At 54.1% G+C, this 19285-nt stretch carries 16 protein-coding genes; 12 read left to right on the top strand and 4 right to left on the bottom strand.

The genetic code is table 11. From position 1 onward, the window contains the following. Positions 1-75 precede the first annotated feature (75 nt). From ABIE64_RS07495 to ABIE64_RS07480, 4 genes are all read left to right on the top strand, one after another. Positions 76-1242, top strand: a complete 1167-nt coding sequence (locus ABIE64_RS07495) for an ATP phosphoribosyltransferase regulatory subunit (RefSeq protein WP_063092906.1) — start codon at positions 76-78, stop codon at positions 1240-1242. Positions 1243-1278: 36 nt separating this feature from the next. Then, the gene (locus tag ABIE64_RS07490; protein WP_354377024.1) at positions 1279-2574 is read left to right on the top strand and encodes an adenylosuccinate synthase; all 1296 of its coding nucleotides are present in this window, start codon (positions 1279-1281) and stop codon (positions 2572-2574) included. A gap of 244 nt (positions 2575-2818) precedes the next feature. Continuing rightward, positions 2819-4924, top strand: a complete 2106-nt coding sequence (locus ABIE64_RS07485) for a protein kinase family protein (protein ID WP_247643635.1) — start codon at positions 2819-2821, stop codon at positions 4922-4924. Between the two features lie 9 nt (positions 4925-4933). Next, the gene (locus tag ABIE64_RS07480) at positions 4934-5410 is read left to right on the top strand and encodes a hypothetical protein (RefSeq protein WP_007089976.1); all 477 of its coding nucleotides are present in this window, start codon (positions 4934-4936) and stop codon (positions 5408-5410) included. A gap of 98 nt (positions 5411-5508) precedes the next feature. On the opposite strand, the gene rpoH is transcribed toward ABIE64_RS07480, so the two are convergent. Both rpoH and ABIE64_RS07470 read right to left on the bottom strand, forming a co-directional pair. Continuing rightward, the gene (gene rpoH, locus ABIE64_RS07475; RefSeq protein ID WP_007089975.1) at positions 5509-6375 is read right to left on the bottom strand and encodes an RNA polymerase sigma factor RpoH; all 867 of its coding nucleotides are present in this window, start codon (positions 6373-6375) and stop codon (positions 5509-5511) included. Between the two features lie 111 nt (positions 6376-6486). After that, a complete protein-coding gene (locus tag ABIE64_RS07470; RefSeq protein ID WP_354377023.1) occupies positions 6487-7470 on the bottom strand; it encodes an RluA family pseudouridine synthase in 984 nt (327 codons plus the stop codon). A gap of 225 nt (positions 7471-7695) precedes the next feature. Between ABIE64_RS07470 and ABIE64_RS07465 the strand changes: the two genes are divergently transcribed. Next, complete coding sequence (locus ABIE64_RS07465; RefSeq protein ID WP_354377022.1) at positions 7696-8061, top strand: hypothetical protein; 366 nt, start codon at positions 7696-7698, stop codon at positions 8059-8061. A 26-nt stretch (positions 8062-8087) separates the two neighbouring features. Next, positions 8088-8540, top strand: a complete 453-nt coding sequence (locus tag ABIE64_RS07460) for a M67 family metallopeptidase (RefSeq protein ID WP_354377021.1) — start codon at positions 8088-8090, stop codon at positions 8538-8540. On the opposite strand, the gene ABIE64_RS07455 is transcribed toward ABIE64_RS07460, so the two are convergent. After that, complete coding sequence (locus ABIE64_RS07455) at positions 8541-9734, bottom strand: glycosyltransferase (protein ID WP_354377020.1); 1194 nt, start codon at positions 9732-9734, stop codon at positions 8541-8543. After that, the gene (locus ABIE64_RS07450) at positions 9731-10231 is read right to left on the bottom strand and encodes a MarR family winged helix-turn-helix transcriptional regulator (protein WP_007089970.1); all 501 of its coding nucleotides are present in this window, start codon (positions 10229-10231) and stop codon (positions 9731-9733) included. Before ABIE64_RS07450 ends, ABIE64_RS07455 begins: the two co-directional genes overlap by 4 nt. Before the next feature lie 455 nt (positions 10232-10686). Here ABIE64_RS07450 and ABIE64_RS07445 point away from each other — a divergent pair, with 455 nt between their 5' ends. The 6 genes from ABIE64_RS07445 (at position 10687) to ABIE64_RS07420 (ending at position 19278) form a co-directional block, all read left to right on the top strand. After that, the gene (locus ABIE64_RS07445) at positions 10687-12348 is read left to right on the top strand and encodes a type I secretion system permease/ATPase (RefSeq protein WP_246832335.1); all 1662 of its coding nucleotides are present in this window, start codon (positions 10687-10689) and stop codon (positions 12346-12348) included. After that, the gene (locus ABIE64_RS07440) at positions 12345-13727 is read left to right on the top strand and encodes an HlyD family type I secretion periplasmic adaptor subunit (RefSeq protein ID WP_037988490.1); all 1383 of its coding nucleotides are present in this window, start codon (positions 12345-12347) and stop codon (positions 13725-13727) included. The genes ABIE64_RS07445 and ABIE64_RS07440 overlap by 4 nt, the downstream gene beginning before the upstream one ends. 333 nt (positions 13728-14060) lie before the next feature. Then, a complete protein-coding gene (locus tag ABIE64_RS07435; protein WP_007089967.1) occupies positions 14061-14855 on the top strand; it encodes a calcium-binding protein in 795 nt (264 codons plus the stop codon). Positions 14856-14924: 69 nt separating this feature from the next. Then, a complete protein-coding gene (locus tag ABIE64_RS07430) occupies positions 14925-17177 on the top strand; it encodes a glycosyltransferase (protein WP_354377019.1) in 2253 nt (750 codons plus the stop codon). Beyond that, positions 17174-18019 carry a class I SAM-dependent methyltransferase gene (locus ABIE64_RS07425; protein WP_071241301.1) on the top strand — a complete coding sequence of 282 codons (846 nt, stop codon included), beginning with the start codon at positions 17174-17176 and terminating at the stop codon, positions 18017-18019. Before ABIE64_RS07430 ends, ABIE64_RS07425 begins: the two co-directional genes overlap by 4 nt. Continuing rightward, entirely contained in the window at positions 18016-19278 is a 1263-nt protein-coding gene (locus ABIE64_RS07420; protein WP_007089964.1) for a glycosyltransferase family 4 protein, read from the top strand. The genes ABIE64_RS07425 and ABIE64_RS07420 overlap by 4 nt, the downstream gene beginning before the upstream one ends. The last annotated feature ends 7 nt before the right edge of the window (positions 19279-19285 follow it).

The following is a 19285-nucleotide window of genomic DNA, read 5'->3' as shown; positions in this document are numbered from 1 at the left end:
AGTAACCGCTACCGGATATATAGATCAGGCACGACCTGAACCGATTTTGCGCGCCTTGTCCGGAAAGCACATATAATGACCGAACTTGCCAGGAAAGCTCTTTTGCCCGCCGGCCTTCAGGATGTTCTGCCTGGAATCGCTGCACGGGAAGCTGACATCCGTGAAAAGCTGATGAGCAGTTTCGCACATGCGGGCTACGACCGGGTCAAGACGCCGCTGGTCGAATTCGAAGAGAGCCTTCTGGAAGGTGCTGCGCCGGAGCTTGCCACCCAAACTTTCCGCCTGATGGACCCGGTGTCGCACCGGATGATGGGTGTTCGTTCCGACATGACCCCGCAGGTTGGCCGTATTGCGGCAACCCGTCTGGGCGATGCGCCGCGTCCGTTGCGTCTTTCCTATTCCGGCGATGTATTGCGGATCAAGGGCACACAGTTGCGCCCGGAACGTCAGTTTGCCCAGGTCGGGGCGGAGTTGATTGGTGTATCCAGCGCCGCAGCAGATACCGAGATCGTGTTGCTGGCGCTTGAGGCGTTGGAACATGTCGGTTTGCCGGATGTTTCCGTTGATCTGAATTTGCCGACCTTGCCGGTCCGTCTGTTTGATGCCTTTGGCGTTGCAGCCGATGATCGCGAGACGCTGATCGCGGCCCTTGAACATCGCGATGTAGCAGCGGTCAAAGCTGTTAGTGGCAATGTGACCGATGTGCTGGTGGCCCTGCTTGAAGCCGCCGGTCCTGCACAGGCAGCATTGCCGAAGCTTAAAAAGCTTGAACTGCCGTTGGGTGCGTCCGAAGAATTGCACCGTCTGATCGAAGTTGCCGAGCGCATCCTGGCATCCGATCTTGATGCGGCCTTGACCATTGATCCGGTTGAAATGGCCGGTTTCCGGTATCAGACCGGTGTCAGCTTTACCCTGTTTGCCAAACATGTTCGCGGTGAATTGGGGCGTGGCGGTCGTTACCGTGCGGGTGGTTCGGGCGGCGAGGCCGCAACCGGCATGTCGCTTTTTATGGATACGATTTTGCGCGGCCTTGCCGATGTAAAGCCGGTTGAACGGGTTTATTTGCCGTTAGGCACGCCGCAGCGCGAAGCGCGCCAATTGCGCAAAGACGGCCATTATACTGTGGCGGCACTTGAAGGTGCCGCCGAAGCCAAAACAGAAGATGCGGCGCGCAAGGAAGCACGCCGCATGGGATGCAGTTTCATTTATCTTGGCGGCCAAATCGTGCCGCTGGGTGCGTAACCCAGAACCATTTCTTATCGCGCAAGGAGTTTTGCGATGACCAATGTTGCCGTGATCGGTTCCCAATGGGGGGACGAGGGGAAAGGCAAGATCGTCGACTGGCTGTCCGAACGGGCAGACGTCGTTGTGCGTTTCCAGGGCGGTCATAACGCCGGTCATACTTTGGTGATCGACGGAACGACCTATAAGCTTAGCCTTCTGCCGTCGGGCATTGTTCGCAAGAACAAGCTGTCGGTTATCGGTAACGGCGTTGTCGTTGATCCGTGGGCGCTTCTGACCGAGATTGACCGCCTTAAAGGGCAGGGCGTTGAAATCACGCCGGAAAACCTGCGCGTTGCAGAAAATGCCTGTCTTATTCTGCCGTTGCACGGCAATCTGGACAAGGCACGCGAAGCCGCGGCAACCGGCAACAACAAGATCGGTACCACCGGTCGCGGGATCGGCCCGGCATATGAAGACCGCGTTGGTCGCCGTGCGATCCGCGTTGGCGATCTGGCCGATGTCGAACTTCTTGAAGCCAAGGTCGAAAACCTTCTGACCCACCACAATGCGCTTTTGCGCGGTCTGGGTCAGCCGGAAGTCGATGGTGCGGAACTGCTTGCGCAGCTTAAGGAAATCGCACCGAAAATCCTGCCGTTCTCGGACACAGTCTGGAAATCGCTTAACCAGTTCAAGGAAGCCGGTCAGCGTATCCTGTTTGAAGGCGCGCAGGGCACGATGCTTGATATCGATCATGGCACGTATCCGTTTGTGACCTCGTCCAATACGGTTTCGGGACAGGCTGCTGCCGGTTCTGGTATGGGCCCGTCGGGGGTCGGTTATGTTCTGGGGATTACCAAGGCATACACCACACGTGTCGGCGAAGGCCCGTTTCCGTCCGAACTGTTTGACGCGGACGGCGAACGTCTTGGCGAACGCGGTCATGAATTCGGTGTTGTCACCGGGCGTAAACGTCGTTGTGGCTGGTTTGATGCGGCCCTTGTCCGTCAGTCGGTCAAGGTTAACGGCATTACCGGTATTGCATTGACCAAGCTTGATGTTCTTGACGGTTTCAAGGAAATCAAGATCTGCAGCGGCTATGACATTGATGGCAAAATCTATGACCATCTTCCCGCCAACCAGCGTCTTCAGGCCAAAGCCAAACCGGTTTATGAAACCATTGAAGGCTGGTCTGAAACCACGATGGGCGCGCGCAGCTGGGCCGATCTTCCGGCGGCTGCGATCAAATATGTTCGCCGTATCGAAGAATTGATCGAGGCACCGGTGGCGTTGCTGTCAACCAGCCCGGAACGTGATGACACCATTCTGGTTCATGACCCGTTCAGTGCGTGATCACGTGCATGAATGAAAATGCAGAAAGCCACCGGTTTTTCCGGTGGCTTTTTCCGTTTAAGACTAATGATTTGGCAGATCATACCCTTATGCCCCGCTTGGATAACGGCTTGCTCCGTTTTGTTATCGGCAGTATCGTTTCGGCAGATCAGAGGACGGGCTGAAACTGCTTTCCAGGTAGGGAAGGGCAGGGCACGAATCCTCCAACAAAGAAAAACCGGGGCTCATGGCACAAGAAGCGGAAATGCAGAAACAGGATGTTTCCGACGGCGCTGACGAACAGGCTGCCGCAGCGGAGCAACAGGATTCCAGAGCCCCTGAGCCAGCCGTCAGGGACGGGGAGCCTTCTGCCCGTGCTGGCGGGCGCAGTGTCGAAGTCGGTAATTTTCGCGTGTTTTCGGATCTGCGATTGCCCGAATATGACATGGGCAGTTGCAAGGCCTATGCCGCCGATAACCTGCGCCGTGAAGAGGGCGGCGCCTTTGCGCTTGTGACCGACCCGACAGTTCCGACGCGCCATGATTTGATGCGGTTTTTGACGGGCGTTCATATCGGGGGACAGATTGATCTTCTGGATTACGAGATCGTTCACTGGCCGCTGTATGAGCGAAATACAATGGTACTTTTCTATGAAAAACCGGCAGGTGGCCGTGTTCTTGTCCCGGGAGAAAAGCAACGAAAGATTGATGAGCACGACTTTGCCAAGGTTGTCATCGAACCCTTGATGAATGTCTTGCAGGCCGTCGCGGACAAAGGGATGACCCATCGCAATATTCGGGCAGATAACTTGTTTTTTGGCGACCCTATGTCTGAAAAGGTCGTGGTTGGAGATTGCTGCTCGGCCCCGGCAGGGTTCAACCAGCCGCTTGTTTACGAAACCATATCGCGTATGACGGCCGATCCGGCCGGTCGCGGTTTGGGCTCGGTGCTTGACGATCTTTATGCCTTGGGGATGACGATTGCCGCCCTTGGCATTGGACATACACCACTCGAGAAACTGCGCGAACAGGACATCATTGATGTAAAATTGTCCAAAGGCTCGTTCCAAGCAGTTGTTATGAACGAAAAACTGCCGCTTGTGCTGATCGAGCCTGTGCGGGGACTTTTGTGTGATGATCCGCAAGAACGTTGGGGATTTGCCGAGTTGCATGCCTGGATCGACGGGCGTCGGGCAAAGCCAGTGCAATCCAATACCGAACGTCGTGCGGCACGCTCGCAGAATATTTCGGGCAAGGATTATTATACCGCGCGGTCGTTGGCGCAGGGGATTTCCAAGAACTGGGTCAATTCGCTTGCGCCATTGCGCGACGGGACCGTGGAAATATGGTTGCGGCGCGGGCTTGCCGATAATGATCGTGCCAAGCATATGGCAGAAGCGATCCGGCAACTGCAATGGGCTGGCGCAGACAAGCGAGCGGCGGAAGATATCCTGATCGCCAAATCAATCATCATTCTTGATCCATCTGGCGCGATCCGTTTCAAGGGCTTTTCGGCGATGGTCGACGGGCTTGGCAGCATGTTGTCCTATGATGTTCAGCATGGTCGCGGGCCACAGCGTTTTTCCGATGTCGTCGTGCGGGATATTCCGTCATTCTGGTTTGGACGCCAAGTCGGATACAGCCCGGAAATTCAGAAGCTTCAGCAGGCATATAAAAACCTGCGATACTATATCCAGCAGCAAAGTGCCGGTTATGGCTATGAACGCTGCCTTTATGCCATTGTGCGTAACCAGCATTGCCTGAGCCCGATGATTGAAAAAGATTATGTTGTAGATATCTCGCAGCTTTTACCCGCGCTTGAAAAAGCGGCGGCTGACCTGCCCGAAGATAGCTGGCCGGTGGATCGTCATATCGCGGCTTTTATCGCGACCCGTCTTGAAGACGACGTCGAGGCACAGCTTCTGGCATTGCAAAATCCGTCAGATGAAGTCGAATACAGTCGCGCAATCATTAGCATGCTGGCACTTGTGCAATGGCGGCATGGGCCTGATAATCTGCAAAATCTGTCGCACTGGGTGGCCCGGTTGATGGAACCCGCGGTCAAGGTGTTTCACAGCAAGGCACGTCGGGAACGTGTTGAACACGAAATCCCGAAACTGGCCAAGCGCGGCAATCTTGTCGAACTGTACAATCTGATCAATGACGAGCAGGAACGCCGGAAGGATCAGACCGAATTCATTACCGCGGTTGAGGAATATTCCGAAGCAGAAAGCGAGGTTTTTGACCTTGAATCATCAGGCCCCGCACGACTTGAACTGGCAGAAAAAGTTGGCCAGCAGGCCGCAGCCTTTGCGTCGACCATGATTGCGCTGCTGACGGTTTCGGCGCTATTTCTGATGCATATGTGGTAGGGGACAGGAATGGCGAGACAATCAGGCGGCCGTAAAAAGAAAAGCGCATTTTCCGGTTTGTCGGTGGTGGCTTCTGCCGTGCTTTTGTTCATGGTTGCGCTGCCGACATTCATTACCCTGGCGGTTGGGTTGTTACCATCAATGGTGGCGTTCATGTTTGACCGCAGCCAAGGGCGCACCATGTCGCGCTGCATTTTTGGTCTGAATTTTTCAGGGGTTGCGCCCTATATCATGGAAATCTGGCAGCAGGGCGGGCAGACGGCCAGTGTGGCAACTCAGGAAATTTTCCAACCCGTTGCCCTGTCGATCATGTATGGCTCGGCCGGTCTTGGATGGCTTTTGTATCTGGCGATGCCACCGATTGTCGCCAATGTGCTTAATCTTTCGGCCCAGCGCCGTGTTTCTGAATTGCGTAAAAGGCAGCGTGGTTTGATCAAAACCTGGGGCGACAGCCTGATCAAGGAAATCGACCGTTCAGGCAGTTAATCCGCAACCGAATCACAAACCATCGAGCAATAAAAAAAGCGGCGGACAAATTGTCCGCCGCAGTCATGTTGGTTGGTTAACGAGGGTAAGCAAGGCACTCACATCGGCAGATCGGTGTGGATCGATTTGCGTACTTTTTCAAAGGCCCGAACTTCAATCTGACGAATGCGTTCACGCGATATTCCGTATGCGACGCTCAGATTTTCAAGCGTTACAGGTGAATCGAGCAGGCGGCGCTGGGTCAGGATGTCACGTTCACGTGCATTCAGGTGTGACATCGCACTTTTCAGCAGATTCATACGCTGGACAAATTCCTCGCGCTTGCCATACAGGGTTTCCTGATCTTCATCTTCGCTTTCGATCCAGTCGACCCATTCACCGTCACCATCAATACGCACTGGCGCATTCAATGAGTGATCCGGCCCCGCGAGACGGCGGTTCATCATGATCACGTCATCTTCGGTGACGTTCAGTTTTGTGGCGATGAATTCGACCTGTTCCGGTCGCAGATCGCCTTCGTCAATCGCCTGCATCTGGCTTTTGAGTTTCCGAAGATTGAAGAAAAGTTTTTTCTGGGCAGCAGTGGTACCCATTTTCACCAGCGACCAGGAATGCAGGATATATTCCTGAATTGCGGCGCGGATCCACCACATCGCATAAGTCGCAAGGCGGAAACCTTTGTCCGGGTCAAAGCGCTTGACCGATTGAAGCAGGCCTACATTACCTTCGGAGATCAGTTCGTTTATCGGAAGTCCATAACCGCGATAGCTCATGGCTATCTTGGCAACCAGCCGCAAATGACTTGTAATCAGCTTTTCTGCGGCAGTTGCATCATCATTGTCACGGAATTCACATGCAAACGTCGTTTCCTGTTCAGGTGTAAGCATGGGGTAACGGCGGATGCGCTGCAAATAGACTGTCAGACCATCTTGGGAGATGATTGGAAGTGCATTTCCCTGTTTCATTGAAGCCTCCCGTTGCGCTTCGTATAAAGTGCGGTTTATCCCCTGGCACTTATTGAAAGGTATACGGGAGTATTAGGTGCCGTCAATAAAAATTAGACCAAAAAGGTTAGGTCAAACTATCCCAATGGGTAGGTCTAGGCAGGTGATGAGTTCCTGTAGGTCTTCCGGAAGGGGGGCTTTGGTGAGGACGTAATTCCCTGTTTTTGGGTGTAAAAATCCCAGTGTTCTGGCATGTAGCGCCTGTTTCTCAAAGCCCGTCAGGACCTCGTGCACGTGCTTGCTGAACTTCTGGGTAAGTTTGCTTCTACCGTAAACTGGATCACATATAAGTGAGTGACCAAGATGGGTCATGTGAACGCGAATTTGATGTGTTCTGCCAGTCAAAAGCCTGCATTCAACAAGACATGCCAACGAGTCGTCGCGTTTTGCCAAAACCTTGTAACGCGTAAGGGCCGGTTTTCCCCCATTTCGAAGTACCGCCATCTTCTTTCTATTGCGCGGGCTTCGGCCGATATTTCCCTCTATGACGCCTTCGCTTTGGCGCGGGACACCCCAAACAACGGCGATATAAGCGCGTTCGATATTTTCCTTATCCTCGGAAAACAGGGTCGAAAGTGCCCGATGGGTTGCATCGGTCTTCGCGACCACCATTGCCCCACTGGTGTCTTTGTCGAGCCGGTGCACGATACCCGGGCGCTTCACGCCGCCGATCCCCGACAGGCTTTCGCCACAATGGGCCAGCAAAGCATTGACCAATGTACCGCTTTCATTGCCCGCAGCAGGATGAACAACCATCCCCGCGGGTTTATTGATCACCAGCAGATCGTCGTCTTCATAAAGGATATCGAGCGCGATTTTTTCGGCGATTGGGTCGGCCGCCACTGCGGGTGGGATTTCAAGCGCAAAGCGGTCGCCACTTTTTACCTTGTGTGACATCTTGGCGATCGGCGTGTTATTCAGCAGCAGATGTCCGTTCTCAATCAGGCTTTTGATGCGCGAACGGGATTGCTCGGGCCATGCGGTTGCCAGAACCTTGTCAAGCCGCGCTCCCTCGTCAGCGGGAGAGGCAATATATTCAAGATGTTCGGTGTTCAAGCCGCTATCCATATTCATATCTGCTGCTATTCTGGCCTGCTATGACCGTCACTGTCCGTTAAAGGGCGGTTTTAATCGCTTACTGATGAAATGCAATCCCGCTTTGCAAACTTGCAATTGGCTTCTCTTGTCGCTATGGCCTTCAATATCGTCCTGTCAGGCCTGTTGTGATCATAGCGTGGCGCAAGACAGGGGCATTCTATCAACTTATCAATCGGAAATGTGATGCGCGTTATCAAGATTCTGGTCGCTTTTATGGGAGTGCTGATCGTTGCGGGCGTCGCACTTGTGGTTTATGGCCTGTCGCGTCAGGAAGATGGCAGCGTTGCATCCGATGCGCCTGAGCTATCCGCGCCGATTGCGGGGCAGTTTGAGACGCCAACAGATACAGGCCCACGATCCGCAACGCAGATCGCACCGTTCGGAACGATCAATGTTGATTTGGCACCGGGGGAGACCTTGGTTGATTTTTCCCGTCAGGGAACAGAGGCAACTCTTCGTCTTGAGGGACGCCAAGGAAGCCGTCTGGTGATTGTTTCTTTGCGTGACGGCGCTATTCTTGGGCAGATTTTACTGGTGGAGCCGCAATAAGCACCGCTTGAACTGATGGTGGTTTGATGATCGACGCGGGTAAAATCATAAAACTGCGGACAGGTTTGCTGGCAGAGATTTCAGATATCGCAGCTGCGGCATGGCCGGAGGAATGCTGTGGTCTATTGATTGCCGACGCGGAAAGTCCCGAAGTTATTCTGCGTTTTGTTGCAGCACGCAATGTCGCCATCGATCGCCAAAAAACATTCGAAATTGATCCGCACGTTCTGATTGCGACGCATCGATCGGTTCGGCAACGCGGAGAGGCGATTATCGGATGCTATCATTCACATCCGAATGGCGATTGCCAGCCATCGAAAACCGATTTGTCCCGCGCAGAAGAAGCCGGTTTTCTGTGGCTGATTTTCGCCACCGGCAAAAACGGCGTTGATGAATGGAAGCTATATCGCCAGATGCCGGAACGTGTCGATGACACAGCACCGCGTTATTTTAAAACTTGTGATATCGCCGAGGCCTGATCATTGCTTTGCCATGCGTTCGATCAGGCCAGTCTGCTTTGCAAGTGATTGCTGAAGCGCGAAGTTTTGCGTGATTGTCCGGCGCGCCAGCTGGCGTATTTCGCGAAGCCTGTCAGGATTGGCCAATGCTTCGGCCATTGTGCTGGCAAGTTGGTCTTCATTCCAGAAGCCACACATTAATCCATTCCTGCCATGACGAATGATATCGCGGCAGGGGCCTGTGTCCGATGCGATCACCGGCGTTCCGCATGCCATGGCTTCAAGTACCGACCATGACAAAACAAACGGATATGTCAGATAGACATGGGCCGAACTGATCTGGAACAGACGGATCAGCTGATCGTGGGGGATTTGCCCTAGAAAGACGATGCGAGAGGGATCCATACCGGTTTCAGCCATCATCGCATCACGCCATTTCTGGCCGTCGGCGCGCGGCGTTCCATAACTGACGCCATCCCCCCCGGCGATGACAAAGATTACATCGGTGTTGCGCCGGGCCAACTTAGCTGCAGCACGCATGAATTGTGGAAAGCCGCGATAGGGTTCGAGATCGCGTGCAACATAGGTCACTATCTGATCGCCATGTCGCAGCACACGACCGTCGGGCAGGCGCAGCAGTGCCTTGTCGTCCGGACGGCAACGATGGATATCGATGCCATCGTGGCAAATACCGATCTTGTTATGGAAGCTTTGCGGAAAGGCGGCTTTCTGCCATGCCGTGGGGCTGATCCCGGTGTCTATTGCTTCCAGACTTGAAAGCTGTGCGCTGTTGCGCAGCCGCAATTGTGTGCGTTTGGCCAAGGTCACCGTTTCTGTCGGGTCAAAGCCGACATCGCGACCTTCGGCGTGGTAAAAATGTTCGCAATAGCCAACCAGTGGCGTTTTGCGCAGGACATCGCGCGCAAACATCATGCTGCCCCAGCCGATATGCCCGTAAACGATGTCGGGTGGGCCTTCCTGTGCGACGAGTGAATCAAGTGTTGTCGCCGCATGCATGCCGATCTGCTGGTGATATTGCGGAAATGGGGTCGCAGGCGGGGGCAGAGTTGCCCGCTGACGCAGGACGCGAATGCCGGGAAGCTGTACGTTCATTGCTTCGCAAAGGAAGGAAACCTGCCATCCGGCATTTGCCAGATGACAGGCCAGGTGAACAAATTGTCCCGGTCCATGGCGGTGGACAAAGACAATTTTCATCGGCGACTGCGAAGCTCGTGTGTCATAACGCCACTTGTGACGGGGACACCGCCATACCGAAGGGTCTGTGTCCAGAATTCCTCCAGGCGACGCAAAGTTCGAAGTGCCGTTTCCATTTCCTGCTGGTCCTGCAGGTCATTGGTCAGTGCGTTGTGATATTCTTCGTGAAATTCATGCAGGGATTCACAAAGTTCGTGCCCCTTGCGCGTCAGTTTTATTCTGGCAGACCGTCGGTCACGGGCCATGACATGTCGTTCGACATAGCCCGATTCAGCCAGCTGTTTCAGATTATAGGATGCATTCGATCCCATATAGTGGCCGCGATCCAAAAGATCACGAACCGACAGTTCATCGTCGCCGATGGTGAACAGCAACGCGACTTGTGCGGGGCTGATGTCATCTTTGCCGAGTCGAATAAGATCTACACGAAGCAGATCAGCAAAACGCCGATAAATACGCTCGACGGTATTTGCAAGTTCAAGATGAGTGACGGTCATGTTGTTTGATCCGTTATCTGGTCCCAAGCGAGAGTTGATGCCATGGCCTTTTGACCAAGGCAGGCCTTTCGTGTGGGGAAGATAACAGGACGTTGCTCTTGAACGATTTTTCCGCACGCCCAATTCTTCCCTCAGTTTGCTCGTAATTTCGAAGTAATTTCAAAGTATTTTTATTTTAAAATTACTTCGTATTCTTCTGTTTTTACATTGTCAGATCATGAACATGAGATCGACATATTTGATTTTATTGTAGATCATCATGACATCGCAACTATGTGATTAGATTGCGGAAAAACTATGACTTTTGGCTGATTGGATGAAAATCAATGCATTTTGGTCGTAAAAACACGCCAAAAACCGCAGAAAGCAAAGCTGTCAGACCATCTCTGGATGCAAAATCGGTTATCCGCGAGGCGAGATTCACTTTTGTACGCGGTCTTGGATGGGCCGGGGTCTTGAGTGGCTTTATCAATGTTCTGCAACTGACCGTGCCGCTTTTCATGCTTCAGGTGCATGATCGCGTGATTAACAGTCAAAGTACCGATACGCTTAAATTGCTGCTCGCAATTGCGATTGGTGCCATCATTCTATACGGCATCCTTGATTTCATTCGGGCCCTGATCTTTCAGGAAATGGCCAAATCATTGTTGCGTCGCCTGAACTTGCCGGCCATTTCGGCGGCAATGAGCGTGGCGCTGGAAAAAGGATCGATACAGGGCACGCAGGTTCTGCGCGATTTGTCGGATTTGCGCAATTTTATCAATGGCAATACCATCAGTGCGCCACTCGAAGCGATATGGTCGCCGATTTTCCTTGGTGTGATGTTTGCCCTTCATCCGTTTTACGGTATTGCGGGGCTTGTGGCGGTGCTGGTCCTGATCGGGCTTAGTCTGTTGGGTGATTTGCTGGTGCGACAGATCACCAAGGAAGGCACCGATGCCAATCTGCGTAATATCGGCGATATCGGGTCAACCGTATCAAATGCAGAGGCGATTGAGGCAATGGGCATGTTACCCGCACTTGCCATGCGCTGGCGCCAATCGCAGGTCCATGCCAGTGAGTTGCTTGATATCGGGAATGTCCGAAGTAAAGGCATGTATTCCGTCACGCGCTCGGCCCGTTTCGGCATGCAGATTTGCGTGCTGGCGATGGGGGCGTATCTGGTTATTCTGGGGGAAACAACACCCGGGGCGATGATTGGCGGTACGATTATCATGGGCCGTCTTCTGTTGCCGTTTGATAATGTTACGCGCGACTGGCGGGCGTGGGTTTCTGCTCTTTCGTCATGGAAGCGCATCCGGAATATCCTTGAGGAGCGTCAGTCCGAGCGCGAAATCGAACCAACACCGCGTTCCGAAGGGCCGCTTGTTGTCGATAATCTTGTATATGCGGTGCCCGGCTCGAACGTGCCGGTTCTACGCGGGGTGAGCTTCGATCTTAACCCGGGCGAAATTCTGGGCGTGGTCGGGCCGTCGGCTGCTGGTAAATCGACCCTGTCGCGTCTGCTGGTCGGATCGGCGAAACCGACTGCTGGCGGCGTATTTCTTGACGGGCATAGCACCTATCTTTGGGAGCGCGGTTCGTTTGGCAACATGGTCGGTTATCTGCCGCAATCCGTTTCGCTTCTGAACGGCACCATCCGTGAAAACATTGGTCGCATGCGTGAAGCCAATCCGCGCAAGGTGATTGATGCGGCCCGCGCAGCCGGGGTGCATGAAATGATCGGCCGGCTGCCGCTTGGTTACGATACGCCGATCGGGGCGGGGCGACATACCCTGTCTGGTGGGCAGCAGCAACGCATTGCACTTGCCCGTGCTCTTTATGGCTGGCCACGCCTTCTGGTGCTTGATGAACCCAACGCCAACCTTGATGCTGAAGGTGAAGCATCACTGATCCGGGCGGTCCGTCAGGCAGCAGAAGGTGGGGCAATGGTTGTTCTGATCGCACACCGGCAAAGCATCATGCAATACGCCCACAAGCTGCTTGTCATGCAGGAAGGGCGGGTCAAACAGTTTGGCGAACGCACCAATGTGATCCGGGCGATGACGCAGGATGATAACGACATCAAAAACCTGCCCCCGGTTAAGCGCAATCAGCAAAACGGGGGTGCAGCATGAACCGAGTGATCAATGTCGACAACCGTGGTGAGGTCATGATTCCCGAAGACCCGCAACCGGCATGGTATCAGGTCCTTGACGAAGAGCGCACCGCGTCGCGTCAAAGCCTGCGAAAGCCGATCATGGCGGGGATCATCGTTATTGCCGTCGGGTTTGGCGGCTTCTTTTCCTGGGCTTTTACGGCCGAACTCGACAGTGCTGCGGTGGCATCGGGATCTGTCATTGTGGACTCCCGCAAAAAGGTTGTGAACCATTTCGAAGGCGGCATTTTGAAGAAGCTGCTGGTTGAAGAAGGTGATCGCGTCAAGGCGGGGCAAACATTGATGTTGCTGGATGGAACACGCAGTGAGTCCGAGTTGGGCCAGCTGCGCGGTGAACGATATGGGCTTATCGCCAAGCTTGCCCGACTGCGTGCCGAGCAAAGTGGCCGTGGTGAAATCGATTTTCCCCAGCAAATACTGAATGCGGAGCAGGATTATGTGGCCGATATCTTGCTGGATGAAAAGCGATTGTTCGGCAAGCGCAATGAGGTTTACGATGCCAAGCGAAATGCCCAAGCCAAGCAAATAGAACAATTTGATGCCGAGGCGCGCGCACTGGAATCCCAGATAAATGCCCGCACCCGTCAGGAAAAGCTTGTTGCTGAGCAGCTCAAGGGCATCAGGCAGCTTGCGGAAAAGGGCTTCGCGACGCGCACCCAGTTGGTCGAGATAGAAAACAACTGGTCTGATCTTGTCGGGGATATGGGCGAGTTCAAGGCCCAAAAAGCCGCCGCCGAACAGCAAAAGGCTGAGGCCGAAATCAATCTTGCCTCGATTGAAATGGAATGGCAAAGCGATATCGCGACAGAAATCCAGGAAGCGCAACTGGCACTGAATGATGTGACCCAGCGTATCCGCGCCAGCGAGGATGTTCTGAACCGGCGCGAAGTCAAGGCACCGCAGGACGGTATTGTTGCCAATATTCAGATCCGCACGCCGGGTGGCGTGATCAGTCCGGCGGAACCCATCATGGATATCATCCCGGAAAACGAGCCGCTTCTGATCGAAGCCATGATCAACCGTCAGGACATTGATTCGGTTCATGTCGGATCAAAAGCCCAAATCAAGCTTACGGCATATAGTCAGCGCCGGCTGGCACCGCTTGACGGCGAAGTCCGCTATGTTGCCGCCGACCAGACGGTCGATGAGAAACGCGACTCTTCCTATTACATCGTTCGGGCCGCAATTAACCCCGATGCATTGGCAAAACGCGATGATATCGAAATTCGACCGGGTATGCCGGCCGACATTCTGATCCTGAAATCCCCCAGAAGGGCGATCGACTATCTGATTGATCCGATCACTGAAAGCATGAGCAGGGCCTTCCGCGAGGACTGATTTTTGCTGATGCTGCGGGTGCGAAGGCCGCGGGCTGAAAGGTCTGCGGCCTTTTTCTTTGAATTATTATTCAAAAGTAAAACTAAATAAAAATCAAACAAACAACAAATGCTTATTAAATAAATCTAGAAGTATAATGTGATTATTGCCTTAATCCATAATATTGACACAATAAAAACACGAGAATATCTTCCTAAGATAAAAGAAAAGAATATAGGGTTGCTGTGTGGCCGATCTCAGGGTGGCCTCTAGCTGCCTTGAGGGAACGGCCAGCCTCTCGTGAGGGGATAACCCCCGCGATGTCAATAATGTTGGGACACGAAGGAGGATACCATGGCAACTCTCGAAGGCGGCGCCTTTGATGATGCGCTTCTAGGGTCTCGTTTCAGCGACGTGATTTTCGGACGTGGCGGTGACGATACAATCTTCGGACAAGGTGATGACGATGTTCTGTTCGGTGAAGAGGGCGATGACGTTCTGTTCGGCGGCGCAGGAAACGATGTCGCGATTGGTGGCGAAGGTGACGATATCCTGTTCGGTGGATCGGGTGACGATGTGCTGATGGGGGATTCCGGCAGCGACCTGTTGATAGGTGGCTCTGGCGAAGACGTACTGTCAGGTGGTGCCGGTGACGACACCCTGCTTGGCGGTTCGGACAATGATGTCCTTGATGGTGGCGCAGGCGATGATCTTATGGTCGGCGGTGGCGGCGATGACATCATGCTGGGCGGTGCAGGCGACGATCAGTTGCTGGGCGGTTCTGGGGACGATGTTCTCCAGGGTGGCGATGGCAATGACGTCCTGCTTGGCGGCTCCGGGGACGATGTCCTTGACGGTGGTGCCGGGGACGACCTGCTGGTCGGTGGCTCGGGTAGCGATACCTTTGTCTTCACCGGTGGCGGCGGCAACGACGTCGTGCTCGACTTCACGGTTGGTGAAGACATGCTTTCCATTAGCAGCAACATCAATGATACCGGCATTGAAAGTGCCGATGATATTGCCGCGCGTGCATCGCAGGTTGGCGCCAACACTGTTATCGACCTTGGCAATGGGGATTCCATCACCCTCAACAATGTCGATGCAGAAGACGTCCAGGACAATCCGGACAGCTTCTTCAGCGTCCAGTAATCCGAATACTGGCGTCCGCAACTTATGTTGCGGGCGTCACCCCGTTCTTCTTGTGAAGTGAAAATCGCCATGCTTGAATTTGCCTCGTCCGATGCTGTGCGGACGACCGGTGACGCGCCGGACGTTTGCCTGCTTAACCCGGAAACATTGCTTCTGATCTGGGATATGCCGACCCGCTTGTGGGCGGTGCCCAAACTTGAAACTACCGAAGGCAAGGCAATCTCGCCGCAAGCCACACTGCGTTTGCCGCTTAATGGTGGCGGCACGCGACTTCTGCGCCTGATCCGTCGGCCCAAGGACGAACCGGTTTCGTTCCTTGCAGAAGCAGGGACGCTTGGCCGCAAAGATGAAATCACCATTGATCCGGAAGGTGATTTTGAATTTGCCAATGCGAGCATGCTGCTTGAAGACGTGACGCCATCGGGACGCTTGTCTCTTATGTCTGCGCTGCTTGGTGCGTGGGCAAGCATGTTTCGTACCCGCCGAAGCAAAAGTTACACCGCATTTCTCAATAAACTGGTTTCCGAAATTGTCGATACGCCACAGCGCGCCAAAGCGGTCGCAAAACTCTCAGATCAGCAGATACTGATCTCGGCTGGGCTGCCGGTGGCGTTTGGTGACATCGAAGCTGTTTATATCGTGTCCTCGTTCGGATTCCGCCGTCTGGCTGTTCCGCCACATGAAAGCAGCGAGGGGCCCCAAGGCAAAAAACAGACCTACATGATCGCTGATCGCGACGGCACCGAGAACGGTGCCTATCTCGTCGTGACCGGCGGACGCGCGCTGGCCATTCGCCATCTGGCGGCGACGCCAGTTTTGCCCTCGTTGTCGCGATGGTGGCTGGCGCGCGGCAAATCCGATGCCGATCTGCGTGAATATATCATTGGCGCAATGGCGCGTGGCGATACCAAGGCCAGAAAGGCCGCGCTTGAATTCCAGCTACGCTGTCCGCTTTCAAGCCAGCGGGTTACGGGTGGCGGTGGCTTGCCCAGTGGTGAGGTCGACCTTGCCGTAACCACTGCGCGTGGCACCCTGATTGGCGGCTGGTATCGTGATCCGGCTGAAATGATCGCCAGCATTGATATTCTTGACAGCAAGGGCACAGCCCATCCATTCGGCGATGGTTTTTATCGCTATGCCGGGAATGTCATGGATGACGACCGAACGGTTTCGGCCACCGGGTTTGTCGGGTTTTATCGTGACATTCAAAGCCAGGTACCGATCCTTCAACCACGCAGTTTGATGCGACTGACCTCGGGCAGCCGTCACCTGATGGTGCCAACCGCCCAGCCGATTGACCCGGCAGAGGCGCGGGCACGTATCCTGCGTGCGGTCCCACCGCAGCACCTGACTGACGAGATCATTGAAAACTGTCTGGCACCGGTCATTGGTGATTTGCAGCAGAAATTGCTTGCTGCTGCCAAAGCGGATCGAACCATCGAGTTTGGTGAGCAGCTTAAAGAGCCCGCTGTTTCGATTGTTGTGCCGCTGTATCGGGTGCTCGATTTCCTGCGTGCCCAGGTTGGTGCCTTTGCCTGTGACCCCTGGATTTCACGGTATTGCGAAGTGATTTACGTTCTGGATTCTCCGGAACACGCAGAAGAGTGCGAACATCTGCTGCGTGGGTTGCATCTGCTTTATGACATGCCGATGCGTCTGGTGGTCATGACACGAAATGGGGGGTATGCGCGGGCCTGCAATTCAGGTGCCGAACAGGCTCGGTCAGACCTGATCGCGATGCTGAATTCGGATGTCATTCCCTATCAGATTGGCTGGCTGGAATTGATGGCCTCAAAAATGGGCGGTCCGCAGGATGTCGCCGCGGTCGGGCCAAAGCTTTTGTTCGAAGATGGTTCGTTACAGCATGCCGGAATGTATTTTGCCCGCAATGAACGCGGACAATGGCTGAACCATCATTTCTATAAAGGGCTGCCCGATCAGTTCCGTGACGCCAATGTTGAACGATCCGTTCCCGGGATCACCGGGGCTTGCATGCTGTTGCATCGTGGCACGTTCAATGATGTCGGTGGCTTTACCGAAGATTACGTGATCGGCGATTACGAGGACAGTGACCTTTGCCTCAAAATCCGCAAGGCCGATTTCGATATCAAATATGTACCTGACGCCAGCCTTTATCATTTCGAGCGAAAGTCGATCTCGACCCACACCGATTACATGCTTGGTGTGGCGACACAATACAACGCCTGGCTTCATGCCTCGCGCTGGTCAGACATGCTCGAAGATTTCCACAAAAACGATGTTCCGCAGAACCGGCCGCAAAACCGTGTTTCAGATAAAGACGATCAAGGAGAAGCGGCATGAGCCAGGTTCTGGCATTTTCCAACCATGATGACCCGGTGCTCGACGCCAAAAGCGAACAGCATCTGGACTGGCTTTGCGAGCAGATCATCGCCAATCGTTTTCTGCCGGTACCGCCCGAAGAAGCCGTTTTTGTCGGCGATGGCGACTATCGTGCCATCGGTGCCGAATTTCTGGGGCATTTTGTCCGTCGGGCGGGCCTTATGCCTGATCATGATGTGCTTGATATCGGGTGCGGCATCGGGCGGATGGCGGTGCCACTGACCCAGTATATTGATGCGTCCAATGCGATCTACGAAGGCATTGACCCGGTTGCAAACGGGATTGAATGGTGCAAGCGCACGATTTCACCCGCTTATCCAAATTTTGGTTTCCAGACGCAGGACGTCAAAAACGCGCTGTATAATCCCGAAGGATCCATCGGCGGGCGTGGCATGCGGTTGCCTTTTCAGGATGGTGCATTCGATTTCACCGCAATGATCTCGGTGGCAACCCACTTGCCGCCTGAAGAAATCGAAACCTATTGCACCGAGGTGTTCCGCGTGCTGCGCCCGGGCGGGAAGCTGTTTCTAACGGCCTTTATCATTCGTGATCCTCAGGAACTTTCATATCCCGGCTGCGACCCGCGTTTAACCAGTCTTGAGAGACTTGAAAACCAGCCGTGCTGGCATCTTAAGGGTGAAAACCCGATGGCGGCCGTCGGCTTTGATGATGGTTTCATCGACGGCGCGATGAGTGCCGCCGGATTTACCCTGAAATCCAAAAGTTTCGGAACCTGGCACGGTGATCAGGCCGATCATTACCAGGACTTCCTGATTGCAGAAAAACCGCGGAGGAACGCATGAACCCGCGCATCATGGTTCTGGCTCATAATCATCCCGATTTGCATCCCGGCGGCACCGAGATTTTCGCCCACGATCTGTTTAATGCCTATAAGCGGGCAGGGTGCGAAGCCATTTTCATTGGCGCGACCAACGATATCCATCGTGAACGTCGCCCTGGCACCAGCTTTCAGGCGATCAATGATGCCGGTGATGAAATGCTGTTCTGGGCGGGGCATTTTGACCGGTTTAACATGTCGCAGACGGATCTTTATGCCGTCGCGCCGAATTTTACCGAGCTTCTGAAAACCTGGGATCCGGATGTGGTGCATATCCATCATCTGGTTCTTTGGGGGATCGAGTTGCCGATGCTGATCCGCCGTGTTCTGCCGCATTGTCAGATCGTGATGACCTTGCATGACTACTATGCGATTTGCCCGAATGACGGGTTGATGATCCATCGCGGGACCCGTCAGCGTTATCTGGAAGCGGACCGGATTGGCAAACGTTGCGGTCTTGATGGCATTGCGCCGGAACGGTTTTCAATGCGGACGGTCAATCTGCGCAATCATCTTCGCGTTGTTGATCGATTTCTGTCTCCAAGCGCGTTCCTGCGTGATCGCTATGTCGATTGGGGAATTGACCCGGCAAAGATCGAAGTCATGCACAATGGTCGCCCGTCCGTACCGGCCGCACCCAAACGCGATATGGGGGCCGGGATGCCAAATGTGTTTGGTTATTTCGGCAATCTGAACCCATGGAAGGGGGCGGATGTTCTGCTTGAAGCCAGTCAGAAACTGGCAGCCGATGATGTCGATTTTGAATTGCGTATTCACGGCGGGGCACCGTTCCAGACGGTTGCCTTTAATGAAAAGATTGATGGTCTTTTTGATGCAACCGGTTCGAAAGTCCACCGTATGGGGGCCTATGAACGAGCCGATATTCCCGAACTTATGGCACGTGTCGACTGGATCGTTGTGCCATCAATCTGGTGGGAAAATGCTCCGCTGGTCATTCAGGAAGCGTTCCAGCATGGCCGTCCTGTGATCACAAGCGGCATCGGCGGCATGGCTGAAATGGTCCGCGATGGTCATGACGGTATTCACGTGCGCGCCGATGATCCGGCCGATCTTGCCCGTGTGATGAAGGACTGTGCCACCAATCCGAAACTCTGGAAGAAGCTGTCGGGGCATGTGCGTCCGCCAGCCGGTATCGATGATGTCGCGCAAAAGCACCTTGTGCTGTTTCGCAAGATGATCCGTCCCGATTTCGTCGCGGCGTGACACAGAT

Origin of the sequence: Thalassospira sp. MBR-102, assembly GCF_040549275.1 — a bacterium.
GTDB classification, from domain to species: domain Bacteria; phylum Pseudomonadota; class Alphaproteobacteria; order Rhodospirillales; family Thalassospiraceae; genus Thalassospira; species Thalassospira xiamenensis.
This window is presented reverse-complemented; position numbering and strand designations above follow the sequence as displayed.